Source organism: Kitasatospora sp. NEAU-CNBT7, assembly GCF_057220535.1.
Genome location: NZ_JBXQQB010000027.1, coordinates 98,510 through 123,596 on the forward strand (window position 1 = coordinate 98,510; position 25,087 = coordinate 123,596).

Annotated in this window: 25 protein-coding genes; 16 read left to right on the forward strand and 9 right to left on the reverse strand. The window is 72.5% G+C overall.

Annotation, left to right across the window (positions count from 1 at the left end):
- Positions 1-219 precede the first annotated feature (219 nt).
- Together AC2TEW_RS28695 and AC2TEW_RS28700 are read right to left on the reverse strand one after the other, a co-directional pair.
- Positions 220-1,653 carry a DUF1254 domain-containing protein gene (locus AC2TEW_RS28695; protein WP_484626263.1) on the reverse strand — a complete coding sequence of 478 codons (1,434 nt, stop codon included), beginning with the start codon at positions 1,651-1,653 and terminating at the stop codon, positions 220-222.
- 79 nt (positions 1,654-1,732) lie between these two features.
- Positions 1,733-3,163, reverse strand: coding sequence for a DUF1214 domain-containing protein (locus tag AC2TEW_RS28700; protein WP_484626264.1), 1,431 nt, complete (start codon positions 3,161-3,163; stop codon positions 1,733-1,735).
- A 267-nt stretch (positions 3,164-3,430) separates the two neighbouring features.
- Here AC2TEW_RS28700 and AC2TEW_RS28705 point away from each other — a divergent pair, with 267 nt between their 5' ends.
- Entirely contained in the window at positions 3,431-4,435 is a 1,005-nt protein-coding gene (locus AC2TEW_RS28705; RefSeq protein WP_484626265.1) for an NAD-dependent epimerase/dehydratase family protein, read from the forward strand.
- 207 nt (positions 4,436-4,642) lie between these two features.
- Here AC2TEW_RS28705 and AC2TEW_RS28710 read toward each other — a convergent pair whose 3' ends face one another.
- Entirely contained in the window at positions 4,643-5,695 is a 1,053-nt protein-coding gene (locus tag AC2TEW_RS28710) for a family 2 encapsulin nanocompartment cargo protein polyprenyl transferase (protein ID WP_484626266.1), read from the reverse strand.
- A gap of 1,012 nt (positions 5,696-6,707) precedes the next feature.
- On the opposite strand from AC2TEW_RS28710, the gene AC2TEW_RS28715 reads away from it, so the two are divergent.
- Positions 6,708-7,802 (forward strand): ATP-grasp domain-containing protein, encoded by a 1,095-nt coding sequence (locus AC2TEW_RS28715; protein ID WP_484626267.1) that lies wholly within the window; start codon positions 6,708-6,710, stop codon positions 7,800-7,802.
- Positions 7,803-7,935: 133 nt separating this feature from the next.
- Here the strand turns inward: AC2TEW_RS28715 and AC2TEW_RS28720 are convergent, their stop codons facing one another.
- The 3 genes from AC2TEW_RS28720 to AC2TEW_RS28730 all read right to left on the reverse strand — a co-directional run bounded on the left by AC2TEW_RS28720 (position 7,936) and on the right by AC2TEW_RS28730 (position 9,516).
- On the reverse strand, positions 7,936-8,490 hold the full coding sequence (locus AC2TEW_RS28720; protein ID WP_484626268.1) for a methylated-DNA--[protein]-cysteine S-methyltransferase: 555 nt from the start codon (positions 8,488-8,490) through the stop codon (positions 7,936-7,938).
- A 210-nt stretch (positions 8,491-8,700) separates the two neighbouring features.
- Positions 8,701-8,934 carry a hypothetical protein gene (locus tag AC2TEW_RS28725; RefSeq protein ID WP_033820413.1) on the reverse strand — a complete coding sequence of 78 codons (234 nt, stop codon included), beginning with the start codon at positions 8,932-8,934 and terminating at the stop codon, positions 8,701-8,703.
- 90 nt (positions 8,935-9,024) lie between these two features.
- Positions 9,025-9,516: an Lrp/AsnC family transcriptional regulator gene (locus AC2TEW_RS28730; RefSeq protein WP_484626269.1), complete on the reverse strand. Its 492-nt coding sequence runs from the start codon at positions 9,514-9,516 to the stop codon at positions 9,025-9,027.
- Between the two features lie 187 nt (positions 9,517-9,703).
- Between AC2TEW_RS28730 and AC2TEW_RS28735 the strand changes: the two genes are divergently transcribed.
- Positions 9,704-11,515, forward strand: coding sequence for a PLP-dependent aminotransferase family protein (locus AC2TEW_RS28735; protein ID WP_484626270.1), 1,812 nt, complete (start codon positions 9,704-9,706; stop codon positions 11,513-11,515).
- A 91-nt stretch (positions 11,516-11,606) separates the two neighbouring features.
- On the opposite strand, the gene AC2TEW_RS28740 is transcribed toward AC2TEW_RS28735, so the two are convergent.
- Complete coding sequence (locus tag AC2TEW_RS28740; protein ID WP_484626271.1) at positions 11,607-11,957, reverse strand: DoxX family protein; 351 nt, start codon at positions 11,955-11,957, stop codon at positions 11,607-11,609.
- A gap of 94 nt (positions 11,958-12,051) precedes the next feature.
- Here AC2TEW_RS28740 and AC2TEW_RS28745 point away from each other — a divergent pair, with 94 nt between their 5' ends.
- Both AC2TEW_RS28745 and AC2TEW_RS28750 read left to right on the forward strand, forming a co-directional pair.
- Complete coding sequence (locus AC2TEW_RS28745) at positions 12,052-12,480, forward strand: winged helix-turn-helix transcriptional regulator (RefSeq protein ID WP_484626272.1); 429 nt, start codon at positions 12,052-12,054, stop codon at positions 12,478-12,480.
- Between the two features lie 1,234 nt (positions 12,481-13,714).
- Entirely contained in the window at positions 13,715-13,951 is a 237-nt protein-coding gene (locus AC2TEW_RS28750; RefSeq protein WP_484626289.1) for a PadR family transcriptional regulator, read from the forward strand.
- A gap of 657 nt (positions 13,952-14,608) precedes the next feature.
- Here the strand turns inward: AC2TEW_RS28750 and AC2TEW_RS28755 are convergent.
- Together AC2TEW_RS28755 and AC2TEW_RS28760 are read right to left on the reverse strand one after the other, a co-directional pair.
- The gene (locus AC2TEW_RS28755; protein WP_484626273.1) at positions 14,609-15,088 is read right to left on the reverse strand and encodes a histone deacetylase; all 480 of its coding nucleotides are present in this window, start codon (positions 15,086-15,088) and stop codon (positions 14,609-14,611) included.
- Between the two features lie 203 nt (positions 15,089-15,291).
- Positions 15,292-16,056: a GntR family transcriptional regulator gene (locus AC2TEW_RS28760; RefSeq protein ID WP_484626274.1), complete on the reverse strand. Its 765-nt coding sequence runs from the start codon at positions 16,054-16,056 to the stop codon at positions 15,292-15,294.
- Between the two features lie 357 nt (positions 16,057-16,413).
- Here AC2TEW_RS28760 and AC2TEW_RS28765 point away from each other — a divergent pair, with 357 nt between their 5' ends.
- From AC2TEW_RS28765 to AC2TEW_RS28815, 11 genes are all read left to right on the forward strand, one after another.
- Entirely contained in the window at positions 16,414-16,842 is a 429-nt protein-coding gene (locus AC2TEW_RS28765; RefSeq protein ID WP_484626275.1) for a hypothetical protein, read from the forward strand.
- Positions 16,843-16,951: 109 nt separating this feature from the next.
- Entirely contained in the window at positions 16,952-17,230 is a 279-nt protein-coding gene (locus AC2TEW_RS28770) for a hypothetical protein (RefSeq protein WP_484626276.1), read from the forward strand.
- 94 nt (positions 17,231-17,324) lie between these two features.
- A complete protein-coding gene (locus AC2TEW_RS28775; protein ID WP_484626277.1) occupies positions 17,325-18,317 on the forward strand; it encodes a DUF2637 domain-containing protein in 993 nt (330 codons plus the stop codon).
- On the forward strand, positions 18,314-18,631 hold the full coding sequence (locus AC2TEW_RS28780; RefSeq protein ID WP_484626278.1) for a hypothetical protein: 318 nt from the start codon (positions 18,314-18,316) through the stop codon (positions 18,629-18,631). Before AC2TEW_RS28775 ends, AC2TEW_RS28780 begins: the two co-directional genes overlap by 4 nt.
- Complete coding sequence (locus AC2TEW_RS28785; protein ID WP_484626279.1) at positions 18,628-19,005, forward strand: RRQRL motif-containing zinc-binding protein; 378 nt, start codon at positions 18,628-18,630, stop codon at positions 19,003-19,005. Before AC2TEW_RS28780 ends, AC2TEW_RS28785 begins: the two co-directional genes overlap by 4 nt.
- Positions 19,006-19,027: 22 nt before the next feature.
- Positions 19,028-20,656: a hypothetical protein gene (locus AC2TEW_RS28790; RefSeq protein ID WP_484626280.1), complete on the forward strand. Its 1,629-nt coding sequence runs from the start codon at positions 19,028-19,030 to the stop codon at positions 20,654-20,656.
- A 112-nt stretch (positions 20,657-20,768) separates the two neighbouring features.
- The gene (locus tag AC2TEW_RS28795; RefSeq protein WP_484626281.1) at positions 20,769-22,952 is read left to right on the forward strand and encodes a P-loop NTPase family protein; all 2,184 of its coding nucleotides are present in this window, start codon (positions 20,769-20,771) and stop codon (positions 22,950-22,952) included.
- A gap of 386 nt (positions 22,953-23,338) precedes the next feature.
- A complete protein-coding gene (locus tag AC2TEW_RS28800) occupies positions 23,339-23,545 on the forward strand; it encodes a hypothetical protein (RefSeq protein WP_484626282.1) in 207 nt (68 codons plus the stop codon).
- Positions 23,542-23,820, forward strand: coding sequence for a hypothetical protein (locus tag AC2TEW_RS28805; RefSeq protein WP_484626283.1), 279 nt, complete (start codon positions 23,542-23,544; stop codon positions 23,818-23,820). The genes AC2TEW_RS28800 and AC2TEW_RS28805 overlap by 4 nt, the downstream gene beginning before the upstream one ends.
- A gap of 16 nt (positions 23,821-23,836) precedes the next feature.
- The gene (locus tag AC2TEW_RS28810) at positions 23,837-24,853 is read left to right on the forward strand and encodes a DNA cytosine methyltransferase (RefSeq protein ID WP_484626284.1); all 1,017 of its coding nucleotides are present in this window, start codon (positions 23,837-23,839) and stop codon (positions 24,851-24,853) included.
- A gap of 10 nt (positions 24,854-24,863) precedes the next feature.
- Positions 24,864-25,082 (forward strand): hypothetical protein, encoded by a 219-nt coding sequence (locus AC2TEW_RS28815; protein ID WP_484626285.1) that lies wholly within the window; start codon positions 24,864-24,866, stop codon positions 25,080-25,082.
- Positions 25,083-25,087: the final 5 nt, after the last annotated feature.

Sequence of the window (25,087 nt, forward strand, 5' to 3'; positions counted from 1 at the left end):
AGGCCACCAGCACGGGCGACAAGGCCTGGCGGACGTCATCGGGGTGAAACGGTCGAGGGCCTGCATCCATCCGGTGGCACGGTGACGTCCCGGGGCGTGGCCGCGCATGCGACTGGCGGACACCGAACAGCCCGAACAGCACGCCGGCGGCCGGCCTGACCCACCTCGGCCGCAGTGCCTCGGGCCGACGGGCCGGACAGGTCAGCTGGGCCGGACAGGTCAGCTGGGCCCGGTGGGCCGATCCGGGTCGCTGTGGTTGGTGCGGCCCGCAGCGTCGGTGGGGTCCGTGGGGTCCGTGGGGTCTGCCGTTTCCGTCGGGTCCGTGGGGCGGATGGGTGGCAGTCGGTACGAGCCGTCGAGGACGGCCGGGCCCGGCTGGTACATCCGGAGCATCGGCCGGAACTCGCCCTCCGGGGTGGGCAGCCAGTTCGCGGCGTCGGCGGGGTCGGTCGGCCGTTCGTGCTGCAGCGTCAGGGTCAGCGAGCCGTCCGCGCCGTGGACCAGCCCGGGGGTGCGGTCCCCCACCGAGTACCGCCCGGCCGGGTTGCGGACCAGGTAGTAGTCCTGGGCGTCGTACATGGTGACCGACCAGAACGCGTCCACCGGCGGCGGCGCGTCGAACCTCAGGGTGTACGAGCGGGCGCCGGTCAGCAGCACGCCCTCGGCATCGTGGTGGACGGACGAGTACGCGGCCTCGTAGGCGTGGTTGCCCCAGAGCCCGATCCTGGCCGCCACGGCCCGGGTCAGGTAGGCGGCCCGGCGGTCGGGGATCCGCCACTGCGGGTCGTCGAGGGTGCCGGGGCCGAAGTGGTCCAGGTTGTAGTCGAAGAGGTGCAGGTTCCCGGTCCACTCACCGGTGTTGTGGCTCTCCGGCGGGCGGCTGGCCGCCTCCAGCCTGGCCCTGCCCGCCGCCAGCCCCTTGATCAGGGCCTGGGTCCATCCGGGGGCCGCGGCGAGGTACGGCGAGTGTCCTTCGTCCAGCAGCCCCAGCGCGGCGAACCGCTGCTGGTACTCGACGTCCGGTGCGGCCGGTGGGAAGGCCGCCATCCAGACCCGCAGCTGTTCGAGGAAGCGCAGCTCGTCCGGTACGCCGGGATCCGGGGCGGGGAGGCCTGCGTACACGCCGCCGGGCTCCAGGGGAGTGAGCGTCAGCTGCTGCTGGAGGGCGCGCACACGCGGCATGTCGTCCTCGCCGGCGCAGGCGTTGCGGCCGACGATGGTGGCGACCATGGTCGGGGAGACCACCGCGCGGACGCCCTCCGGCGGGGTCCCGTGCCAGCCGGGCGGGGTGATCAACCAGGTCCGGGCGGCGGTGCCGGTGGCCCGTCGTCCGAGGTAGGCGAAGTTGTTGGTCCATGCGTCGACGAACTGCAGCACGTAGTAGGCGCCGTCGGTGTCGGGCACCTGCAGCACCAGCGGACCACCGGAGAGGTCCAGCTGGGCGATCGAGTACACGGTGTCGTTGTTGACGGAGACGAACTCGGCATCGGGACCCGCCAGCACATCGGCGTGGCCGAACCGGTTGAACCCGGTGGCGGGCAGCGAGGCCATGCCGGCGGTCAGGAAGGCGTCGACCTTGGCGAGGGAGGCGACCAGCGGGTAGCCGTAGATGAAGGCATCGGCGGCCAGGGTCTCCGGGGCCGGCTGGGACATGGCGTTCCTCTCCTTCGGGGCGTCGGGTGGGACAGCGGGTCGGGGCGGCAGATCGCGGGTACTGGGGGGCGGCGGGCGGTCAGGGCCGGACGGTCAGCCGCGGGGGTCTCCAGCGGCCGGCCGGTACGGCGGGGTCCGGGCCGTACAGCCGGAGCACCGCCGCGAACGGCCCGTCCGGCACGGGCAGCCAGTTGGCGGCGGCCGCCGCGTCGGCCGGACGGTCCCGCCGGAGGTGCAGGGTCAGGCCGCCATCGGGGTCCCGGACCAGGCCGGGGGTTCGGTCGCCGATCGCGTACCGGTCGATCGGGTTGGCGACCGGCAGCCGGGTGGGCACCCCGTGGACGGCCACCGACCAGAAGTGCCGGACCGGCGGGAGCTCGCCCGGCGCGAAGCGGAGAGCGAAGTCACGTCCGCGCACGTCGGCCGTCCGCCCACTCCCACCGACCGTGCCGGGGTCCACGTCGAGGTCCACGCACCAGGCCTGGTCGGGCGGCAGCGCGTACGGGTCGCGGAGCACCGCGGCCGCCCAGGACGACGGGTCACCGCGGCCGGCGCGCGACGCGTCGCCGTCGGCGCGGGCTTGGGCGTTGGCGTGGGCGTCGGCGCGGACGTCACCGCGGGCGCCCAGTGGGCCGGTGGCCCTCGCCCCGGCCAGCTCCGCGCGGCCGTCCCCGATGCCCAGCGTCATCGCCTCGCGCAGCTGGACAGGGAGGGCGGCCGGTTCGAAGTCGCCTGCGCCGACGCCCAGTTCGGCCAGCCTGCCACGCAGCTCGGCCTCGGCCGGGCGCAGCGGCAGGAAACCGAGCAGGAAGTCGAGGTACGAGAAGAAGTCCAGGCCCTCGCGGGCCTCCTCGCGCCAGACCGGCCAGTGCGGCTCGGGCGGGCTGCTCGGCGGCTGTCCGCCGAGGTAGGCGCTGAGCGGCGTCAGCCGGTACCCGTTCTGGCTCTCCCGCAGCGCCGCCAGGTCCTGCGGTCCCGCCAGGTGCGTGCGGGCGACGACGGCGACCAGGTCGCTCCCCGCCCGCAGGATCCCGCCGAAGCCGGGCGGGACGGCGCCGGTGAACCCTGGGCCGCCCACCAGGCGACGGCCGGCGCTCTCGGTCGCGGATCCCGGGCCGTCGGTGGGGCCCGGCTCGGCGGAACCGATGCAGTCGATGCAGCCGATGCAGCGGGTGTCCAGATCGTGCAGCGAGACCACCCGGTAGCGGCGGTCAGGGCCGGTCGGCTCCGGCACCTCGACAACCCACGGTTCGGCCCTCAGGTCCAGCCAGGCCCGGGAACAGAGGATGTCGGGGTCGCCACCCGGGGTGACCTGGTCCGGGTCGGCCGGGGTGATCGGCCGCGCCCGGTGGCCGAAGACGCCGAACCCGCCGACGTACCGCGGGTCCGCGTCATCGACGGCCCGGGGGTACAGCGTCCGGTAGTTCTCGGTGAGCGGGAGGCCCCAGATCCAGGCATCGGCCGCGGTCCTGCGCACGGTGTCCGGGTCGACCAGCACCGGGTTGCCCATGCCGAGCACTCCTCTGGGTGGCGGGCCGAACCAACGAACTAGACATACCAGGACATACCAGACGTCGGTGGCCATCGGCCCGGACGGCGTGTCGACCCGCCCCGCCACGCCGCGGCTAACGGGGGCCACCCCACCCCACCCCGCAGCGGGGACGGCGAGGCTATGCGGTCGCGCAGTCCAGGACCCGGCCGCCCGCTATCCGCCTCTCACGCTCAGCCAGGAGTGAACGCAGGGGTAGCGCCGCCACTCCTCGGAGAGGCTCACCACATGAAGATCCTCATACTCGGCGGCTCGAAGTTCCTCGGTCGGGCCTACGTCCTGGAGGCGCTCGCCCGCGGCCACGAGGTCACCACCTTCAACCGCGGCGTCAGCCGGGCCGACCAGCCCGGTGTCGAGGCCGTGCACGGCGACCGCACCAGCCAGGCCGACCTCGAGAAGCTGGTCGCCGGACGCCGCTGGGACGCGGTGGTGGACACCTCCGGCCAGCAGCCGCACGACGTGGCCCGGGCCGCCGGGCTGCTGCGCGACCACGCCGACCACTACACGTTCGTCTCCTCGATCCATGCCTTCTCCGACTGGCCCGCCGCGCCGGTCGACGAATCCTCCCCGACCCACCCCTGCCCCGCGGACACCCCGCCCGACCAGCCGCCCGGCAACCCCCTCAAGGCCGGTTGCGAACGTGCCCTGCTCACCGAGTTCGGCGCCCGGACCCTGCTGCTCAACTGCGGTCTGCTGATCGGCCCGCACGAGCCCGTCGGCCGACTGCCCTGGTGGCTGGAACGGATCGCCGCCGGCGGCCGGGTGCTGGCCCCCGGCAACCCGGACCGCCCGATGCAGCTGATCGACGTCCGGGACTTCGCCGCCTTCGGCCTCGACCTGTTGGAACGCGGCGAGACCGGCCGCTACATCACCACCGGCCCGACAGGACGTGACACCTACGGCGACTTCCTCGGCCACTGCATCCGCGCCACCGGCTCCGACGCCGAACTGGTCTGGACGGACGACAACACCCTGCTCGCCTCCGACGTCGGCCCCTGGGTCGAGCTCCCGCTCTGGACACCCGACCTGCCCGACTGGCACGGCACCTGGCAGGCCGACAGCTCCCGCGCCCTCGCGGCGGGCCTGACCAGCCGCCCGCTCGCCGAGACCGTCCGCGACACCTGGGCCTGGCTCCAGGAGACCGGTCCCGACGAGGAGTCCTGGGCCCAGGGCGACCTCCCGCTCGGGATCGCCCCCGACAAGGAGCGGAAGATCCTCGACCAGGCCGGGTGACACCGGGATCCGGCCGCCGCGACCGACGGACCGCTCCGACAGGCCGCTCCGACCGGTTGGCGGACCGATGTCCGTCGGCCGGTCGGCCCGCTCTCGGCGGGCGCGCCCCGAGGCCCGCGCGCCCTGTGTCTCCCGCGGCCCGCGCACCGCGCGTACACCCCGCACCGCGCCGGGCAAGGTGGCTGTGCGCTGTACGCCGCCCGGAACCTAGTGCGACCGCCGGGTGACCAGTTCCGCCAGTGCCAGCAACTCGTCGGCCGCGGCCGGCGCCGACACCGCCGTCGCCAGGTGGCCGATCGCCGCGGCCATCCGCTCGCAGGACTCGCCCTGCGCCCAACTGCGGCCGCCTGCCCGCTCCACCGCCTGCGCCGCGCGTTCCAGCTCGGCCGGGGTCAGCGGGCGGTCGATGGCGTAGAGCGCGGCCAGTTCCTCCCCCGCTTCCGTGCCGGAGCCGAGCGCGAACACCACCGGAAGGGACTTCTTGCGGGCGACGAGGTCGGCGCCGACCGGCTTGCCGGTCACCGCCGGATCGCCCCAGATCCCGATCAGGTCGTCGATCAGCTGGAAGGCCAACCCGATCTCCCGGCCGAAGGCGTCCATCGCGTCGACGGCCGGCTGCCCGGCCCCCGCGTACAGCGCGCCGACCGCGCAGGCGCAGCCCAGCAGGGCACCCGTCTTGGCCTCGGCCATGGTCAGGCACTCGGCCAGCGAAACGTCACTGCGCTGCTCGAAGGCGCAGTCCGCCTGCTGGCCGGCGCACAGCTCGACCACGCAGTCGGCGAGCCGGCGCACGGCGCCCGGCGCGGCGGGGTGCACGTCCTCGGCGAGGATCCGCAGGGCCAGTGAGTGCATGGCGTCGCCGGCGAGGATCGCCTCGGTCGTCCCGAAGACCCGCCAGGCCGTCGGCCGGTGACGCCTGGTCTGGTCGCGGTCGATCACGTCGTCGTGCAGCAGGGTGAAGTTGTGCACCAGCTCCACCGCGGCGGCGGGCCGGACCGCCGCCGCTGCCGGACCGCCGACGGCCTGGGTGGCGGCCAGCACCAGGGCGGGCCGGATGGCCTTGCCCGAGCCGGCGGCCAGCGCCGGTGCGCCGTCCGGTTCCCACCAGCCGAAGTGGTAGCCGGCGATCCTGCGCATCGACTCCGGCAGGGTGTCGACAGCCGCCCGCAGGGCCGGGTCCACCATGGCCTTGGTCCTCGACAGGACCTCGGCGGCCTCGTTGCCCTCCCTGTGATCACGCTCCAGCGCGAAGATACTCATCCTGGTCCCTCCCCCAACTCGGGCCGGCGGCACACCGGACCTCCGGCTGCACCGCCGGGAGCCCCACCGCACCGCCGTACGGCCGACCCGGGCCGGGTCGGCATGGCTCCGGACGGGACCACGCTCTCCCGCCGGCACATTCGCTCTGCCGTTCGCTCTGCTGCTCCTGCTGCCGTTCGTGCTGCCGCTCTGCCGCTCCTGCTGTCACGCCCGTGCTGCCGCGCCTGTGCTAATGCTCCTGCGCTACTGCTCCTGCCACTCGCCACCGGGCTGCCGCTCCGGCCGCAGGTCAGCCCCTTCCACCAGCCCCGGGGGCGGCCTGCTGCCCGCCGGCCGGGCTGCCTCCCCGCGCCGGAACGGCGATATCGTTCTCGGCCGACATCCGGGCCCGCCCCCTCCCCCTCAAACCCTTTTCGAAGCACGCACGCAATGCGGCATCCCGCCGCACCACTCATGCTGAGGCCATTAGAGGGAAGTCCGCAATCACTCATACGAGTGATCAATAGGTCTGGATAAATAGGACGACAAGCACATTCAGCCGATTACCATTCGATCATTCACTCGAATCCGGATCCGGCCACTTCCGCCATAGTCATGCCCACATCAGCTCGCCGCCCGCGGCACCCCGAACGGGCCTTCGCCACACCCCGCCACCGCTCGCCGCGGCACGAGCGACGGCGTGCGGGCCACGCCCCGCGCAGCCCCCGCACTCCGGCCGCCGGAAATTCACACCCCCGCAACCTTCGCCCCTGCCCGCCACGCGCTCGTAACACATCCAGAACTCAAGCTTCCCCCAGGCGAGTTGACACCCCATCCGAAGTGATCCAGGCGCTCCGGACGCCGCCCCGCCGACGCTCCGCCCCCGCCGTCCCGAACAGCCCCCGACCCCCCGTTCACCGGGGGCCGCGCGCCCGCTAAGGTGCCACCTCAAGGGCCCGGCAGAGGCGAACGGCCGGCCGGTGCCCTGCTGCCTCCCCTCCCCCCTGCTGTGCCCTTGTCCAGGGAGATCCCCGTGAGTGCCCCCGTACGCGTCTGGCTGAACCGCACCTACTCCGAGAACGTCTTCTTCATCGATCAGCTGCGCTCCGCGCCGCGCCCGATCGAGATCCATGCCACGCATACGGACCCGGACTCACCGGTACTGGCCGCCGCCGACTTCGGCTCTCTCGAACCGGACCGCCTCACCCCCGAGGCTTATGTGGAATTCGCGCTCGAATTCTGCGCCCGGCGCCGGATCGACGTCTTCGTCCCGCGCCTCGGCCAGCTCGCCGTGGCGGTCCGCCGACGCGACTTCGAGGCGGTCGGCACCGCCCTGGTCTGCCCCTCCGCCGCCGCCATCGCGGTCTTCGAGAGCAAGACCGACGGCTACGCCGCGATGGACACGCTGGGACTGCCCACCCCGATGTGGCGTCATGTCCGCACCGCCGAGGAGCTGCTGGCCGCGGTCGAGGAGATCGAGGCGGACGGCGGACGCGCCTGCCTCAAGCCCGCCACCGGCGCCGGCGGCGAAGGCTTCCGGATACTCACCCGCGAGCCGTTCGCCCTGCGCCGGCTGGCCGGGTTCCCGGACGGCACGATCCAGCTCGACCAGGTGCTGGCCGCGCTGGCCGCCGCCGCCGAACCGGCCGACCTGCTGGTGATGCCGTACCTGGAAGGCCCCGAGGTCTCGGTCGACTGCCTCGCCGCGCCGGACGGCCGGCTGCTGACCGCCGTCGGCCGGGCCAAGCAGGGCCGCCGCCGCTACTTCACCACCGACCCGGCCTACCTGGAGCCGACCCGCCGGCTGGTGGAGAACTTCGGCGTCTCGTACCTGTCCAACGTGCAGTTCCGCCACCACCGCGGCCGCCCGGTCGTGCTGGACGTCAACACCCGGCCGTCCGGCGGCCTGCACCAGCTCCGGCTGTGCGGGCTGAACCTGCCCTGGGCCGCCGTCCAGCTGGCCCTCGGCGAGGCCCCCTCGCACGCGGCCGAGCTCGAACTCCTCGGGGCGGACTACACCCTGGTGTCCGGCGTGCAGCCGGTCCTGCCGCGCCAGAGCCTGCTGCCCCGCCAGGCTGCGGCTCCCGTCCTGGAGCACACGCCGGCACCGGTCCTCGGCCTGGTCTGAGCCCCACGGCCCCGGCCACGCCGACGCCCGCCCCCCTGCCGAACCAGGCCACTCCGAGTCCGGCAGTCCGGAGACCGGCAGTCCGGAGCCCGGCAGCGGGCGGACCGGCGCGACGGATCGAGCCGGCCGAGGATCAGTCCCCGGTCGGCCCGTTCCAGTCGAGCGTCGGTGGCAGGACGCCCTCCAGCGTCAGCAGCCAGCGTTTGGTCTCCATCCCGGACGGTCCGCCGCCGAACCCGCCGAGCCCGTCCGCCGCCACCACCCGGTGGCACGGGACGAGCAGCGCCAGCGGGTTGGCGCCCATCATCTGGCCGACCGTCCGGGCGGCCAGCCCCGGTTCCGCCACGTCCTCGAACACGCCACTGCGGGAGGCGAGTTCGCCGTACGTGATGGTGCGCCCGTAGCCGACGTCCGACAGCAGCCGCTGCAGCACGGTCCGGTGCGGCCCGGAGGCGAACCGCCAGTCGATCGGCAGCCCGAACTCCCGGCACCGACCGGCGAAGTACTCCGCCAGCCGGCCCTGGACGGCCTCGACCTTGCGCGGGTCGGTGCAGCGCGGCACCCCGATCGGCAGCCCGGCGAACGACTCACCGGCGTACGAGGCCGCCGCCACCCCGAGCGGGGTCACCGCCAGCTGCATCGGTCCGGTCGGCAGCGGCGTCGCGACGGCCACCCAGGAGATCTCCATACCCGCAAACTACTCCCGGGGACCGACGGCCACGGCCGCAGCCGGAACACTCCGCGAACCGGACAGGCCGACGGCCGGGGCCGCAGACTCCGATCGGACCGCGGCCCCGGCCGAACCCGCCGCAGCGACCGGCACCGCCGGCCGCCTTCGCGCCGAAGGGGCGCGCGTGCAGCAGTGGGCGTTCAGCAGTGCGCGTTCAACAGTGGGCGTTCAGAGATGCGCGTTCAGGTACTGCGACAGGTTCCGGCACCACTCGGTGAGCTCGCCGCGGTTCTCCATCCGCCCCTCGCAGAGCTCCGTCACCTGCGCCTCGGTGAGCCGGTTGGGACCGGACGCCTCCAGCATCGACGACATCTGCCGCAGCATCGTGGTCAGCCGCTCCGCGTCCGGGTGGCTGAGCAGTACCAGTGCCTCGGCGTGGCCGATCGTGACAGATCCAGGCATAGCGACCTCCTCCTCAGGGGCCCCCGGTCCACCGTACGACCGCCCCCGGCGGCCCGCCCCTCCACACCCCGTGCCCCAGGCCGGCGCCCGCTACAGGCCGGGGACCAGCTGCCGGCGGCCGGCGATCTGCTCGAAGATCAGGTTGGTGCGGGTCTGCGCCACCGCGGGATGGGTGGTGAGGTGGTCCACCACGAAGTCGCGCAGCGCGTCGGGGTGGGCGAGCGCGACATGGAGCAGGTAGTCGTCGGACCCGGCCATGTGGAACACGGCGACGACGCCGGGCATGTCGGGGGCGGTGTCGCGGAAGCTCTCGTTCTGCTCCCGGGTGTGGGCCCGGAGCCGGACCGAGATCATCGCCTGCAGGGGCAGCCCGATCGCGGCGGGGGCGATCTCCGCGCGGAAGGCGCGGATGACCCCGCGCTCGCGCAGCGACCGCACCCGGGCCAGGCAGGTCGAAGGGGCGATGCCCACCGCGTCCGCCAGAGCGTTGTTCGGGGTGCGGGCGTTGTCGGCGAGGATCCGCAGGATCGCCCGGTCCACGTCGTCGATGGGCGCCTGGCGGGCGTGAGGATTATTCGGCACGCTCCCCAGCGTCCCGCTCCGAACCGATGATTCGCAAGGTTTTCGGAGGTGATTCCGAATCTTCTGCGGATTGCTTCCCCTCGGGGAGTCACAGGTTCCATTCTGGCTCCCGATCGGATCGGCCATCGCCAACCCCCGGACGCAGCCGGCGGGACCTCCGACCCCAGCGACCCGGGAGAGCCCTGCCATGCGCCGAACCGACACCCTGACCCTTGACCTGGGCCACGGCCACGGCGCCCCTGCCCGGTCGGACGCCCGGACGTCCCCCCTCGGCGTGCCCGCGCAGGCGTCCGCCTCCGTCGCCGCACCCGCCCTCGCGCCCGCCACCGGCGGCCCGCAGGCACCGGCCGAGGAGCCGGCCCTGTGCGACTTCCTGCTCCCGGCCGACGGCCTGGACGACGAGCAGCGCCTGCGCGCCCTGGACACGATGGACGCCTACCTGACGGGCAAGCGCCGCTACCTGCTCGGGTACCAGGCCACCCAGGAGATGGGCGGCAGCGCCTTCGACCTCGGCCGGTTCATGCACCACAACATCAACAACCTCGGCGACCCGTTCCAGAGCGGCGGCTACAAGCCCAACACCAAGGTCGTCGAGCGCGCGGTGCTCGACTACTACGCCGCGCTGTGGCACGCCGACGGTCCGTACGACGCGGCCGACCCGCAGTCGTACTGGGGCTACGTGCTGTCCATGGGCTCCACCGAGGGCAACATGTACGCGCTCTGGAACGCCCGGGACTACCTGAGCGGCAAGGCCCTGATCCAGCCGCCGACGGGTCCGTCCGGCGGCGCTCGGTACGTCAAGGCCCCGGCCGAACCGGGCAACCCCAACGCCTACCGCCCGGTGGCGTTCTACTCCGAGGACACCCACTACTCGTTCGCCAAGGCCGTCCACGTGCTGGGTGTCGAGACCTTCCACGCGGTGGGCACGGAGCAGTACCCGGACGAGTGCCCGCTGCCCGCCGCCGCGGGCGGTGCGGCGGCGGCAGCGGGGGCGGAGGCCGGGGCGACGGCGGGGCCGCGCGCATGGCCGGCCGAGGTGCCCTCCCGCAGCGGACCCTCGGGTCACTCCTGGGACGGCACCGGCGAGATAGACGTCGACGCCCTGGCGGTGCTGGTCGAGTTCTTCGCCGCCAAAGGGCACCCGATCTTCGTCAGCCTCAACCTCGGCAGCACCTTCAAGGGCGCGCACGACGACGTCCGCGGGGTGTGCGAGCGCCTGCTGCCGATCTTCGAGAAGTACGGGCTGATCCAGGGCGAGGTGGCGTACGGCAAGGACCCGCGGACCGGCGAGCCGCTGGTCGATCTGCGCCGGCGCTTCTGGATCCACGTGGACGGCGCCCTCGGCGCCGGGTACGCGCCCTTCCTGCGGATGGCCGCCGACGACCCGGCCGGGTTCGGCTGGGACCCCGACACCCGCCTCCCGGAGTTCGACTTCGGCATCACGCTGCCCACCCGGGAGTTCGGCGACCTCGACATGGTCTCCTCGATCGCGATGAGCGGGCACAAGTGGCCCGGCGCGCCGTGGCCGTGCGGGATCTACATGACGAAGGTCAAGTACCAGATCGCCCCGCCGTCCCAGCCGGACTACATCGGCGCCCCGGACACCACCTTCGCCGGCTCGCGCAACGGCTTCTCCCCGCTCATCCTCTGGGACCACCTCTCCCGGCACTCCTACCAGGACCAGGTCGACCGGATCCGCCGGGCCCAGGACCTGGCCGCCTACCTGGAGCAGCAACTGCGCCTGCTGGAGCTGGAGAAGGACGTCGACCTGTGGCCGGCCCGCACGCCGGGCGCCATCACGGTGCGGTTTCGCAAGCCCAGCCCCGAGCTGGTGGCGAAGTGGTCACTGTCCTCGCAGGACGTACTGATGGTCCCGGGCGACGAGTCCACCCGGCGCAGCTACGTGCACGTCTTCCTGATGTCCTCGGTCGACCGCGCCAAACTGGACGCCCTGCTCGCGGACCTCGGCGACGACCCCGTCATCCTCCGGCGTCCCTGACCGGCGACCACGAGGCGCCGCCAGCGGCCCGGCAGCAGGTGCGACCGCTGATCGCTGATCCGTTCCGCCAGGTCCGCGTCGGCACAGTGGATCAGAGGGTGGCAGCGCGCAGCACGATCAGGGCGACGGAGGCCAGTGTGAGGACCGCCGCCGGAGCGGCGCCCTTGCGGTCGCCGACGCGCAGGTGGAAGGCGACCGCCCCGGCGAAATAGAGCGTCAGGCCGATCGCGGCGGCGATTGCGACAGGCCCCCACCAGAGTCCGGCGATCGAACCCGCCGCGCCGGCGACCTGAGCGCCGATCAGGAACGCCATCATCCTCTGCGGCACTCCGAGGGTGGACATCTGCTCGGTGATGTGCCGCGTGCGCAGAGACTTGGCCCCGGCCGATATGAGAAGAAGAGCCGACATGACCACGGTGACGACGGCAAGGGAGACGAACACAGCTGAACCTCAATCATGCGAGTTGCGAGTAGAGGGGTGTGCGCACCTCGATGACGATAGGCGGCCGATAGGTACCTCCAGGTAACGTTCGGGCATGAGCCTGCGACCCGGGATTTCCTTCCTCGCCGACTGCCCTGCCCTGCTGGCCCTGGAGATCATCGCCAGCAAGTGGTCCATGGCCACGCTCTTCGCCCTGACCGACGGCCCTTTGCGCCACGGCGAGTTGGTCGAGCTCAGCGGTGGCATCTCACGCAAGGTACTGACGCAGACGTTGCGCCGGCTCCAAGCCAACGGGCTCGTCGAGCGGCACGCGTACGCCGAGGCGCCGCCGCGCGTGGAGTACTGCCTGACCGATCTCGGGCGCACCCTGGAGGAACCCATCAGGATGCTCACCGCATGGGCACGGGAGAACGGCGAGGCAGTCGTCACCTTCCGGGAAGCATCCGAGGCTGCCCTGGTCACCGAGCTGGACCGGGCGCCCTTGGTGAAGACCTCTCCTGCGGACGAGAGCCGAACCGCTTGATCGGTAGTGGTAGGCGTCGCGGTAGGCGACTGCCGCATCGTCGCCGGCCTCCGGGACGACGCGGACGAACCAGTGGCACGCCGACGACCACGGCGCGCCCACGCGCACCCTGGCCGGACCGCCCCGCTCGGGCGACGGCGAAGGGCCAGTCTCCGAGGATCTCCCTCGTGAGCTGGCCCTTCCGGTGTTCCTGGTGCTGAGCCCCCTGTCGGGTTCGAACCGACGACCCCCGCTTTACAAGCTAGCCTCATATGTCGCGCGAGCTGCTTGAGCCAGTGGGACCTCGCGGTCGGCAATCTCACAGCGCCCGAGGAGCTCCGGCACTGTTCGGCACTGTTGATGTCAGGGGCGGATGTCGGCGACGGTCACCACGCGAGTGGCTGCGAGCGCAGCTGGCGCTGGCGGGCCCCGACCTCACTCCCTGCTGCCACGACGGTTGATAGAACGCTCGTAGACGAGCAGGAAAGGCCCGATGTAACCGGAGGCCTCAGGAGGCGTGGCCTGGCCACTACAGATCAGGACAATCCCGGCCACAAGGGCCAGGCCGTACATGAGGCCACTCTGCCACGGAGGCGGGCCAGGAGTTGCGCCCTGAGGACTGCTGGGTACTGTCATGTTTGGCCTCTTCTGCATGTCGACGGAGATGGTCCGAGACGGCTCCCGCTGCAACGGGGGCCGTCTTCATTTGACGGCCACGTCTCGCCTGGGGACCAGCACAGTTGATCGCTTGTCAGCTCCCCAAGCCTGCCCACACCTGAGGCCGCCAGGGAACCCCTACGTGCGGGTAGGCGCGCGCTTTCGGGCGGCCACCAGAGCCGTGTCAGGCAGTGGAAATGGCGCCGTCTCGGACAGTTCACGCAGAGGGTTGGTACGTCGGCGGAGGGGAGCGCCGCAAGTGTGGATCCGGTCGGGACGGCTTCGGCTGTCAGCCTGGTGCCGTTGTCCGTCACCTCGGACGGCCCAGAACACTGCGCGAGCGACTCCACCGCCATGAGCGATCGGCACTCGACATCGCCTCTGCGACCCGTTCCCTGATGCAGCATCAGACCTAAGTAGAAAGTGGTTGCGCAGATCTTTCGATGTAGGTAGATTCTTCAGCGTGACTCCACCACGGATGACGGTGAACACTCAGTCAGTCCTGCGTGTCCTGCTTGGGCGCATGCCTGACGGAGCGAGGCGGACTGCCGCGCTGACGGAAGGTCTCTACGGCCTTGAGCTAGTCGATTTGACGGGCATGCCAACCGGTACGCTCTTCCCCCTGCTTGAACGCCTGGTGAAGGCGGACTGGGTCGAGCGGCACTGGGAGGAAGACGCACTAGCCGAGTCGGAAGGCCGACCGCGTAGGCGCTACTACAGGCTGACGCCGAGGGGCCGTGAACTTGCCCCACAAGCCCTAGCCGAGGCGTCTGGAAAGCGCCCGCTGTACGGCCGCGGGACGGTCGGGCAGCCCGGACTGGCGGGTGGCCAGTGATGGTGAAGCCAGGTATCAGGCGCCTTCTGTCGCAAGGCCGCACTGCGAGTAGGCACGCCATTTCCACACCCGCGACAACTGTCTCAGAAGTGCCGGCAGACATCACGCTGAGCGAGATCGAAATCAATGTTCAACCCCACACGCGCACTCGCCTTCCAGTGGACCAAATAACACAACGATTGGGGCGACTGAACCGATTTCGTTCATACGAGGAAGAGCCGACGCCAGCCCCGTTTGCCTCGCCCTTTATCCGCCTTTTCTCGCACGCACTTCCTTTGAGCGTGCGTGGAGAGTGGATGGAAGAGCACTTGGGTTACTTGCTGGACACTTGTGGCCGATGGAAGCGGATTCGACTGCTGGCGGGAACACTACGGGGGCTTCCATCCATGGCCTACCTGACCCGAGACGGCGAATGGCGGAAGAACGCATGACGGCCCCGCGACCAAAGCAGCAGGATCCCGACGTCACCATATCGGCCTTGTTGAAGAAATGGTTTGATCCAACAACCGCCCGAGGCGTAATTCTTGCGACCGTAGCCTCCGGCTCGCTTCTGTGGTTCATTACCAACGTTCTCGCCGTGCACCTCGTGATCGAATGGCGGTAGACCACATCGGGTAGATGCGACCGCTTCAAGTCCCCGGCCAAGCAAGGTGACCGCTACACTTCGCCCGAACTCTCAATGGCATCAATTATCTCGGCAATGCTCCAATGGCCAGCCGCCCCCGGGCGGCCGCTGAGATAAGCGGCGGCTTGCTTCACTGTCCATCCGTGTGCCTCGGCGAGGCCAGATGCAAAATTGCGGAGGTAGGCCGCGGCCGGCCGATTCAGCTCGGCTTCCGCCCGACGCCACGGAGCCGTAAAAGTCAATACGGGCAGATCATCAATGAAGCCTGGACAAACAAGCGTTTCGTATCGCCCTGGGCCAAGCTGATCCCGGCCAGACGAGAGGACCACCCCGAGGTCCACATCCGCTCCCGGCTCCTCATACATCTCCTGCGCAGCGATATCGGAAAACTGCTCTGCGGTCACCAGATAGGCGCGCGCGGGCATTTCGCCATGGTCGTCCGGGTCGTAGAAACCCATGCCTCCGGTCCAGGCCATCGACTCCAGTGCGAAGTAGAGCTGTCCCGGCAACATGACCGGGATCGTCTGGATAGGCAGCCGAGGATCACGGCAGCCAGGGTATGCGCGGGCTCCACCGGGCGGGCGCCCACCCTGGATGTAGTACGACAGGCGGTCACGATGCATGTTCGAGCCGTAAGCGGCGTACCAGACGCGGTCCGGCGGGTCGCAGTCGACAAGTAGGGGCTCCGGGCGGCGCGGGCGCGCTGCCATGCCCATCAGTCGGCCGCCACGTCGTAGTGGATGATGTGGCGGTCACCCGGAAGAGTAGTGATCATTACTCGAAGCGGCTTTCCGTCCTTGTCATAGCCGGTTCGCCGATGGATCGCGACTGGTGTGGCGGCAGGCAGCGCCAATCGCTCCATCTCGTCACGCGTGGGCATCCGGACAGTGATTTCGTCGCTGTAGCGCATCTGGACCAGCCCGGCACTGACGAGCACACCGCCGGGGGCGGACACGTCCTCCGGCAACATCAGCGGGGTGTTGCGCACCAGCTCTTCCGGGAAGTAGGAGTCGGCCAGCGCGTATGGCTCGTCGTCGACGTAGCGGATGCGCTCGCGAACAACGGTCAGCGCTGTAGCGAGGTCGAGACCCAGCTGTTCGGCTACCTCAGCCGGGGGGCGCCGGATCGATACCCGAACCTCCTGACGCGGGGTGTCGCCGCTGGACGCTATGACGGCGGCCCACTGGTCGCCGGCCGTGTGGTTGGCCTCATGCAGCGACCGTGACTCCAGCTCGGACCAGTTCCACACGGCCTGCTTGTACCGCTCTCGCACGAAGCTGCCCCGACCCTGCGCCGAGACGATGAGCCCTTCCTCCGTCAGCCGCCCGAGCGCCAAGCGCGCCGTGTTGCGGCTGACTTCGTAGTGGGTCGTCAGCTCCTCCTCCGTCGGGAGCTTCTGCCCGGGAGCCAGCTCTCCCCGCTCGATCTGAAGCCGCAGGTCATCGGCGATCGCGTGATAGCGCGGCGTCTGCCTGGCCATGTCTGCACTCCCTGACTTGGATGCCTTGTTCCAACAACATACGCCGAACTGCTTGACGGGGCCAGCTTCAAGGGCACATGCTCATCCCAGAAGTTGTTGGAACAAGGCATCCAATTGGTCCAACACCTCTTGCATGACTCGCAGGACCTTATTTGGGCTGCGCTGACCTGCGTAATCGCGCCCCGCCTTGCTCGTGATGCTCCACCTGTCGACTCAGGAGGCTTCGCCATGCCCGCTACCTCGTCCCCTAAGGCTGCTCCGGTTCTGACCGGCCGTGCGTACGCCCGTCGTGTGGCGTCGCTGACCGGCGGTGCCCGCCGTACGGCATCGGGGGTGTGGGTGGCGGAGGCGCGGGGTGTGGAGCGTCGGCGTCGGGCGGTGGTCTGCCGGCTCGGTCGGCTGACCGGGACCCGGGCGCCGCGGTGGGGTGCCGAGATCGGTGAGCGGGAGTGGCAGTCGGTCCTTGCGGCTGGCACGGACGCCCTGCTGGCGCTGGCGGACGCGGAGAAGCTCCCGGCCGGATCGGACCTGGTCGCCACGGCGCGGGAGTTCGCGCGGGAGGCGGCCGGGCCGGATGGCGACACGGTGGTGGACCGCACCCGCAGCAGCCGGGTCGAGGCGCTGGTGAACGACCTGCTCGCGGCCCGCTCCGAGGACGCATCGAGCGGCCAGTCCAGTCGGGCGGAGCGGGAGGCGGTGGAGCGGTGGAGCCCGTTCCGGTCGGGCCCGCGTTTCGTGTGCCGCTCCGGCCGTTACGGCGACGGCACCCCCGCCCCACAGCACTAACCCGAAACACCAACCACGACCGGCCCGACAACGCGAAGGACGGCTTCCCCTTTTCCTTGGCCGGAAGAGAAGCCGTCCCCACCCGGGCCCTCACAAAGGAGAAAGACCCGTGCGAGACATCATCGCAGGACAGCACGCCATGAACCCCGGCGAGTTCGCGGAGCTGGCGTTGGGTGTGGATGAGGAGTTGTTCGTCGGCGTGCCGGGAGAGTCGGCGGTCGAGCGGCAGGCCCGGTTGGACGCGGCGGGCGACATCCTTGCGGACCTGCGCCGGGAGGACCCGGAGCTGTTCGCCTACGCGGCGCGGCTGCTGAGCATGGCGCCGGTGCCGCTGCGGCGCCCGGCCGTCACCGCCCGCACGGCGGGCACGGGGCGGGTGGCCGCGTGACCGGGACCCGTGCGCTCACCGCGCTCACGGCCGCTCACCGCTCGCTCACGGCACGCCCCGTGCCCACCCGGTGGTGGTCGCGGTGAGGGTGGCGATGAGTCAGGAGCAGATCAGTTCGGCGGAGCGGGCGTTGGCGGTGGGGACGTGGACGATCACGCTGGGCGCGGTCCTCTACAGCGTGCTCACGGTGACGCCGCTGATGTCCGGGCACACCCCGCCGGGGTGGCGGTGGACGGCGCCGATCCTGCCGCTGGTGGTGGACGCGGCGGTGGTGATCGTGGTCCGGATGGACAGCACGCTCGCCCGCCTCGGGGGCGACGGTGGCCGGTGGCCGACGGTGCTGCGCTGGATGACCGGTGTGATGACGGTGCTGCTCAACGTGGGCCTGTCCGCGTTGGACCGGGACGCGGTGGGGGTGGCGGTGCATGCGGTGGCGCCGCTGCTGCTGATCGTCACGGCGGAGACCTCGCTGGCCTACCGGCGGGCGATCGCCGACGCGCTGGCCGCCCGGGAGGCCCGTGAGCGCGATGAGCGGGCCGAGCGGGAGCGGCTCGCCGAGCAGCGCCGCCGGCAGGCCCGCGAGGAGCGGTTGGCGGAGTACGACCGGGCGGAGCGGGCCGAGCGTGAGCGCCGTGAGCACGAGGAGCGCATCGCCCGCGAGCAGCGTGAGCACGCCGACCGTGTCGCCCGCGAGGAGCGGGACGAGCGGGCCCGCCGTGTGGCTGCCGAGCGCGACGAACAGCAGCACCGGGAAGCCGCGGCGCGGGCGGAGCGTGAGCGTCGTGAGCGGGAGGCGGCCGAGCGTGAGCGCCGTGAGCGTGAGCGTGAGCGGCAGGCGGAGCAGGCGGTGGAGCGGCTTCGGCAGGAACTGGCGACCGCCCCGGCGGTGGCCGAGCGGGTGCCGGAGGACCGGGCGCGGCTGACGGTCGAGAGCGCCGTGGCGCTCGGTCTGCCGCAGCGCCGGGCGGTGGAGCTGACCGGCTGGTCGGCCGGCTGGGTCGCCGCCCGCTACCAGGAACTGCGCGGCACCCGCCCGGAGCTGCCCGCCCTGCACGCCGTCCCCATCAGCGAGGAGAAGGCATCGTGAGCACCCGTACCGCGTCCGATCAGGTCACCGCCGTCGCCGCGATGCTGGCGCTGGTCACCACCTTCGGCCACCTGCCGGCCGCCCACTTCGCGCTTCGCGAGGCCGCGGGCGCCTGGGGTGTGGCGATCAGCGTGCACCGCGGCCTCGGCACGTTCGAGCAGTGGCGCGAGGCGCTCGGCTTCGCTCCGGCCGCCGTCGATCAGGACCAGGCCGACCGGCTCGGCTGGCTGACCGTCACGGGAACCTGGGGCCCCGGCCTGCTGGTCGAGCTGACCGGCTACTTCGAGATGCCCGACACCGGGAACGGCGAGTGAGCCGCCCCCGGTTCTGGGACCCGGACGGGACCCGATTCGGGATCCCGACGTTCCCGTGGCAGATGGCCCCGGACGGGTTCCTGACCCGCCGCCAGCTCCGCGCCCGGGGGCTGCGGCCGGCCGGGCAGCCGGTCGCAGCGCAGATCCTGTGGCGCTCCCGCCGGTCCAAGGACGTCCGGGCCGCCTACCTCTACCGCCCGGAGCTGGCCGCCCCGGTCCGGGAGATGACCCCCGGCCGTTGGGCGGCGCTGGCTGCCGCGAACCGCGCCCGACGGACCTGCCCGCTGTGCGGGCGGGACGCGGGTTACGTCCTTCCCGCCCACCTGGGCACCTGCCTTCCCTGCGCCGACCCCGTCGCCACGCTGGCGGCCTGACCTGCCCGGAGGTATCCCGGCCATGTCCCAGACCTTCGCCGAACAGCCGGTCACCGCACCGGACACCACCCACCCCGCCCCGTCCACAGCTGTGCCGTCGCCGGTCCCGCCGGCCGGGGGCAAGGGCGCTTCTCCGGCCTCACACCTGCGGGGCGGCCTGCCCGCGGTGCCGCTCGCGGTCACCGGCGTCAACACCGTGATCGGACTGGCGTCCGCCGGAGTGCTGGCCGCCGGGCCGATCGCGGCGCTGGCCGCGGCGGCCAGCACCGCCGCCACCACGGCGATCGCCACCCGCACCGCCCGCACCGCCGCCACCCGCCTCGCCCGGCGCGCCACCACCGGAGCCGCCGCCCGCCGCCCCGGACACCTGTCCCTGATCAAGCCCACCAACCCGAAGCCCACCCCGGGCAGCTCGGGCAGCGCGGGCCGGAGCGTCCCCCGCCAGAACCCCGGCCGCCCGACGGCTGCGGGCTCGGCACGGACGGCCGGGGCGGGCGCGGCCCGCACCACCGCGGTGGGCGCGGCTGGCACCGCCGGGCACCGATCCGGCACCCCGACCGTGCGGCCCGCCGCGGCACCCGGCTCGGCCGGTGCCGGTGCGGCCGGGCGGCTCGCCGGGAAGGTCGGCGCGGTCAAGCAGCTCCGCCAGGCCGAGAAGGCGGCCGCGCCGTCCCGTGCGGAGCGTCGCCGGCAGCAGAGCTCGGCCCGTCACCAGGTCGCCGACGCCCGCCGCGCCGTGAAGGCGGCCGAGCGGGACCGGAAGACCGCCGCCAGGACCCCGTTGGGTAGGGCCTTGGCCAGGCCCGGCCAGGGCCTGCGGCACACGGTCGACAAGGCCCGCGGCAAGGCTCGGGCGGGGGCGGAGAAGCGTCTTGAGGCCAAGGTGGCGGACGCGCGGCTGGAGGCGCGCAAGGCCCCGGCCCGGCGGGCGGCCCGCCGCGCGCTGGTGAAGTCCGCGGCCCGCCACCACGGCCGCCGGCTGTGGGCAGCCGCGCTGGCGCTTCCGCTCGGCGTGCTGGGGATGGTGTCCACGCCGCTCGGCCGCAAGCTCGGCCTGCGCTGGCTGATGTACCCGGGCCGCCGCCTGTTCCGGCACCTGACCGGGCGGGCCGATGAGGCCCGCGCCGACCGCGACCACCGGATCCGCACCGGCCTCGCGGACACCATCGAGGCCATCGACAACACCGCCACCGACGCGGACCGGCCCGCGCCCGCACCGGTGGGCGAGGTCGTGCCGCGGGCCCCGAAGAACCACACGAACACCGACCTGGACGCCCTGGGAGGCGACGTGACCAACCCGACCGATGCCGGCTTCAACTTCTCCGAGGTCGCCTCGGAGATGTACGGCGCCGCCATGAACTACGACCCCGACGGCATGATGCACGTCCTGACCGCGATCGAGTCCCTGCCCGAGGGCCTGGAGTCCATCGCCAACACCTTCCGCGTCCTCGCCGAACGCTCCGACGACGAGTTCCCCCTCGACAAGGCCGTCGGCGAGTCCCTGAACGAGGTCTACACCCTCCTCATGCAGGCCGTCTCCGCCGCGGAGGAGGTCGGCAAGGCCTTCCGCGGCGCCCACGAGAGCGACATCGCCCGCCACGACGACCCCCGCAACGGCGAGGAGAAGTGGGACATCGGCAGCAACCAGTAACCCGCCGCCCACCCACCCGCTCCGCCTGCTCCACACCGGGCCGCCCCGCACATCGCGGGGCGGCCCGCCCCATGCCCCGCTCGCCCGCACCACCCGACCGCCTGGAGTTGCCATGGCCGAGCCACAGCACACCCTCAACCTCACCAACACACCCAAGCCCGCCCCGCGCCGCACCAAGAACCCGAAGGCCACGTGGGTGCCGCCGCTGGACTGGGCCGCCGAACACGGCCCCATCTCCGGCGCGATCTCCGCCGCCACCGGCGCCGGAGCCCTCGCCCTGCTCGGCGCCGCCACCCACATGCCCCCCGGCATCCCACTGTACGTCGGGTTGGCGGGGGCGGTCGGCCACGGCATCGGCGCGAGCATCCGGCGGCGGTTGACCGGCCGCACCATGGCCACCCGGGCCGCGTCCTGGCTGCTCGCCGGAGGCTGGACCACCTGGGCCATCGCCACCGGCCCCTTGTCCTGGGCCGCGGCCGGAACGCTCGCCACGCTCGGGGTCGGGATCGGCGCCATGGCCGCCAACGCGGCGATCCGGGAGGAGGCCGTGGAGTTGGAGCGCATGAGCGACGATGCCCGGGAGGCCGCCCGGAAGATGAACGGCGAGCGGGAGGCCATCGCCCGCGAGTGGGCCGACCGCATCCGGCGGGTTACCGGCATCGACGTGGCGGTGTTCGCGGTGGAGTTCTGGAAGACCGGCGCCGGGTTCTCCCTCGCCGTCGAACTCCCCGGCGGCAGTGCCACCTGGGACCGCATCGCCACAGCGGCCCGCGCGCTGGCGACGGACGCACGGCTGCCGCTGGGCTGCACGGTCGGGGTGGAGGAGGGGGACCGGCAGGGCCGGGTCGTCCTCGACATCGCCACCACGAACGTGATGGCCGGCGCCTACCCCTACCCCGACGACTACTCCGCCCTGTCGGTCCTGACCGGGATCCCGTGGGGGATGCTGCCCAACTCCGAACCGGTGGAGGTCTTCCTGCGGGAGGCGTGCGCGCTGATCCTCGGCCCGCCCGGATCCGGCAAGTCCACCTTCCTGGACGCGGTCCTCGCCGGGTTCGCCCGCTGCACCGACGTGCTGACCTTCGTGGTGGACCTGAAGGCCGGCGCGGTCGGCATCCCCTGGGTCCGCCCCTGGCTGGAAGCTGAGGGGCTGAAGGCGCCGAAGCCCGGCACCGACCCGGCCCCGGCCGGCACCCGCCCCGGCGTCGACTGGCTCGCCTCGACCCCGGCGGAGGCGCTGCGGATGTTCCGCGCGGTCATCGCGATCAACAAGGCCCGCCAGCAGCAGTACCAGGACCTGCTGGACGCCAACGACACCACCCTGCTGCCGGTCTCCGCGGCCCTGCCGCAGATCATGGTCGTGATGGACGAGGGCGCCGAACTGCTCTCGGCCCGCTCATTCGGCGACCCGGTCATGAAGGAACTGCAGGAGCTGGTCGGCAAGACCATGCGCACCACCCGCGCCATGGGCATCCGCCTGGTGCTGACCGCGGTGGACGGGAACGTGTCCGCGCTCGGCGACACCAGCGTGCGCAAGTTCTCCCCGGTCGGAGCCGCCCTCACCTCCGGCGAATCCTCCGGCAACAACCTCGCCAAGCTGTTCCCGTCAGCCCGGGTCGACACGCGGCAGCTCACCGCGAAGGGCTGCGGCGTGATCGGCGCCGCCGGGGCCGACGGCTTCGCCCCCACCGGGTTCAAGGGCTGGAAGACCAGCCCGAGCATGGTCCGTGAGGCGGTCCTCGCCACCAACGCCCGGCGTCCGCACCTCGACCAGGTCTCCGCCCGGGCGGCGGGCGAGGACTACGCCCACCGCTGGGATGCGGACCGCGCCGGATGGCTCTGGGAAGGCACCACCAGCGCCGACACGGGCACCGCGGGCGGTGGGGCCGCGCGGGCGGCCGGCACCGGCGGCGGGCTCAACCTCGGTGCGCTCCGCACCGGCACACCCGCCACGGCGGAGGAGGCCGGGGGCGGCCTGGCGGAGGTGATCGCGTTCCCGAACGCCCGCCCGGCCGGGCTGAACCTGTCCAGCCTCCGCACCACCCCCACCCCGGGGGCGCCGCAGGCTCCGGCCCCGGCTCCGCAGGCACAGGTCGGGCCGGAGTGGCTGGCGGAGGCGATCGAAGCGATCGAGTCCGCCGGGCACATGGGCCTGAAGGTCTCCACCGTCGCCGAGATGGTCGGCCGCGACCGCAAGACCGTCCGCAACGCACTCCAGGCCGCCGCCGACCGCGGCGATCTGGTCTACCGCGAGAACGGCCCGCTCTCGGTGTTCGTCCACCCCGACCACGTCTGAGCATCCGTCACGCGTAGCTACCGGGGAGTGGGTAGTGGGGACCGCCCCACTACCCGGCGAACCCACCCCACAGACCCCCAGAGGGGTCCCGTACTGGCGATTCCCCAGTGCCCACTACCCGGTGGACACCCCAGTACGGCCACGCTTTGTAACCGGCGCCCCGCTGTGGCGGGCGGTCCTGCGACGCATCAAGGCCCGGCGGCCCCACACAGCGAACCCGGCCGTGGCCACGACGACGACCACCCACCCCGGCACATCGAGCCATTCCAGCAGCAGTCGAAACGTGACGCTGAACGCCCTTCACCAGCAGCAAGGCCGTTTTCATGCGCGCACCCTAGCCACCCGCCGCCCCACTCCCGGCCGCGGCCCCTGTGGAAGGACCACCCATGCCCGCTCCCGCTATCCGGCCGCTCGCCGCCACCCACCTGCGCGAGGCGATGACCGCCGCCGCCGACCACGACCCGGCCGCCGCGCTGGCGGCCCTCATGCACATCGACCCCGAGTCCTGGCGGGGCATCGAACACCGCCTCGCCGCTCTCGGCACCGACCTGATCGACGTCCTCGCCACCGCCGCGAACGGAGCCGCCGCATGAGCGCCACCGACCTGATCGCTGCCGCGATCCTCTTCACCCCCGCCACCCTCGCCGGTGCTGTCATCGGCGCCACCTGGCGCGGCAGCCGCGAGCACTCCCAGACCGTACGCGCCGTCCTCGCCGACTCCGCCGCCGAACGCGCCGCCCTCGCCCAACAGCAGGAGGAGGGCGGCACCCCGCCCCCGGCCCGCGAACCCGCACCCCGACCCGCCACCGCACCGACCCCACGGCTCGCAGCCGTGATCGAGTTCCCCACCCACCGCCGCGCCGCCTGAAAGAAAGGGGACGACCGTGCCCGACACCCCCGACACGTTCGACACCGTCGACCTGTTCGCCGGCCCCGGCGGCCTCGACCTGCCCGCCCGCGCACTCGGCCTGCGTGTGGTCGGGATCGAGAAGAACCCCGACGCCTGCGCCACCCGCCGCGCCGCCGGCCTCGCCACCATCGAGGCCGACGTGCGCAGGTACGGCCCGGAGCACTTCCCCGCCGCCCGCACCCTGCTCGGCGGGCCGCCCTGCCAGACGTTCTCCACGACCGGCACCGGCACCGGCCGCCGAGACCTCGACACCGTCCTGGCCCTGGTCGACCGGATCGCCCGACACCAGCCGATCGAACACCTGCTCGAACGGCTGCTGGACGAGCGGACCGGCTTGGTCCTCCAACCCCTGATCTGGGCCGTGCGGGCCCACGACTCGGGGCGCCCGTTCCGCACGATCCTCCTCGAACAGGTCCCCGCCGTCCTCCCGGTCTGGAAGGCGTACGCCGCCGTCCTGGAGACCCTCGGGTACCGCACCGCGGCCGGGATCGTGCGGGCCGAGCAGTACGGCGTGCCGCAGAGCCGCCGCCGCGGTGCCCTGCTCGCCTCCCTCGACGGCCCCCTCGACCTGCCCGCCCCCACGCACCACCCCTACCGGCCCGGCGTGCCGGCCGCGGCGGCCGGCCCGGGCCTGCTGCCCTGGGTGTCGATGCGGGACGTCCTTCCGGGTCGGGGTCGGTTCACCGTGGTGTCGAACTACGGCACCGGCGGCGACCCGAAGGCCAGGGGCCGCCGGACCTGTGACGAACCGTCCGCCACCGTCACCGGCAAGATCTCCCGCGTCCGCGTCATCGCCCCCGACGGGACGGAGTCCCGGTTCAGCTGGGCCGAGGCCGGAGCACTCCAGAGCTTCCCCGCGGACCACCCGTGGCGCGGGCGGGACATCGGCCAGCAGATCGGCAACGCCGTCCCACCCCTGCTCGGCCGGCACCTGCTCGCCGCAGCACTCGCCCCCGCCCGCCGGCCCCAGCCCGTCCCGGCCGCCGCCTAGGGCCCCGGTCGTGGCCGCCTCCCTGGACTGGCGCGACGCGGCCCACTTCGACCGCGCCCGCACCCTGCCCTGCCGCTGGTGCGGCAGACCCACCCCGCTGCGCGACGACCAGCGCAGGCCCGCCCACAAGGTCTGCGCCGAACAACACGCCCCGGGCGCGGCCCCCCACACCACCGGGGCCGGGCCGGGGCCGGCCGACACGACGGAGGTGCTCCCGGGACCATCGTAAACAGC

What these genes read in the sequence shown, in the direction of transcription:
- AC2TEW_RS28805 (WP_484626283.1), top strand. Translation starts at nt 23,542, where the DNA reads ATGAGCGCCACCGACCTGATCGCTGCCGCGATCCTCTTCACCCCCGCC.
- AC2TEW_RS28750 (WP_484626289.1), top strand. Translation starts at nt 13,715, where the DNA reads ATGCCAACCGGTACGCTCTTCCCCCTGCTTGAACGCCTGGTGAAGGCG.
- AC2TEW_RS28775 (WP_484626277.1), top strand. Translation starts at nt 17,325, where the DNA reads ATGAGTCAGGAGCAGATCAGTTCGGCGGAGCGGGCGTTGGCGGTGGGG.
- AC2TEW_RS28745 (WP_484626272.1), top strand. Translation starts at nt 12,052, where the DNA reads ATGAGCCTGCGACCCGGGATTTCCTTCCTCGCCGACTGCCCTGCCCTG.
- AC2TEW_RS28705 (WP_484626265.1), top strand. Translation starts at nt 3,431, where the DNA reads ATGAAGATCCTCATACTCGGCGGCTCGAAGTTCCTCGGTCGGGCCTAC.
- AC2TEW_RS28735 (WP_484626270.1), top strand. Translation starts at nt 9,704, where the DNA reads ATGCGCCGAACCGACACCCTGACCCTTGACCTGGGCCACGGCCACGGC.
- AC2TEW_RS28760 (WP_484626274.1), bottom strand. Translation starts at nt 16,056, where the DNA reads ATGGCCAGGCAGACGCCGCGCTATCACGCGATCGCCGATGACCTGCGG.
- AC2TEW_RS28710 (WP_484626266.1), bottom strand. Translation starts at nt 5,695, where the DNA reads ATGAGTATCTTCGCGCTGGAGCGTGATCACAGGGAGGGCAACGAGGCC.
- AC2TEW_RS28695 (WP_484626263.1), bottom strand. Translation starts at nt 1,653, where the DNA reads ATGTCCCAGCCGGCCCCGGAGACCCTGGCCGCCGATGCCTTCATCTAC.
- AC2TEW_RS28720 (WP_484626268.1), bottom strand. Translation starts at nt 8,490, where the DNA reads ATGGAGATCTCCTGGGTGGCCGTCGCGACGCCGCTGCCGACCGGACCG.
- AC2TEW_RS28700 (WP_484626264.1), bottom strand. Translation starts at nt 3,163, where the DNA reads ATGGGCAACCCGGTGCTGGTCGACCCGGACACCGTGCGCAGGACCGCG.
- AC2TEW_RS28795 (WP_484626281.1), top strand. Translation starts at nt 20,769, where the DNA reads ATGGCCGAGCCACAGCACACCCTCAACCTCACCAACACACCCAAGCCC.
- AC2TEW_RS28725 (WP_033820413.1), bottom strand. Translation starts at nt 8,934, where the DNA reads ATGCCTGGATCTGTCACGATCGGCCACGCCGAGGCACTGGTACTGCTC.
- AC2TEW_RS28800 (WP_484626282.1), top strand. Translation starts at nt 23,339, where the DNA reads ATGCCCGCTCCCGCTATCCGGCCGCTCGCCGCCACCCACCTGCGCGAG.
- AC2TEW_RS28790 (WP_484626280.1), top strand. Translation starts at nt 19,028, where the DNA reads ATGTCCCAGACCTTCGCCGAACAGCCGGTCACCGCACCGGACACCACC.
- AC2TEW_RS28755 (WP_484626273.1), bottom strand. Translation starts at nt 15,088, where the DNA reads ATGTTGCCGGGACAGCTCTACTTCGCACTGGAGTCGATGGCCTGGACC.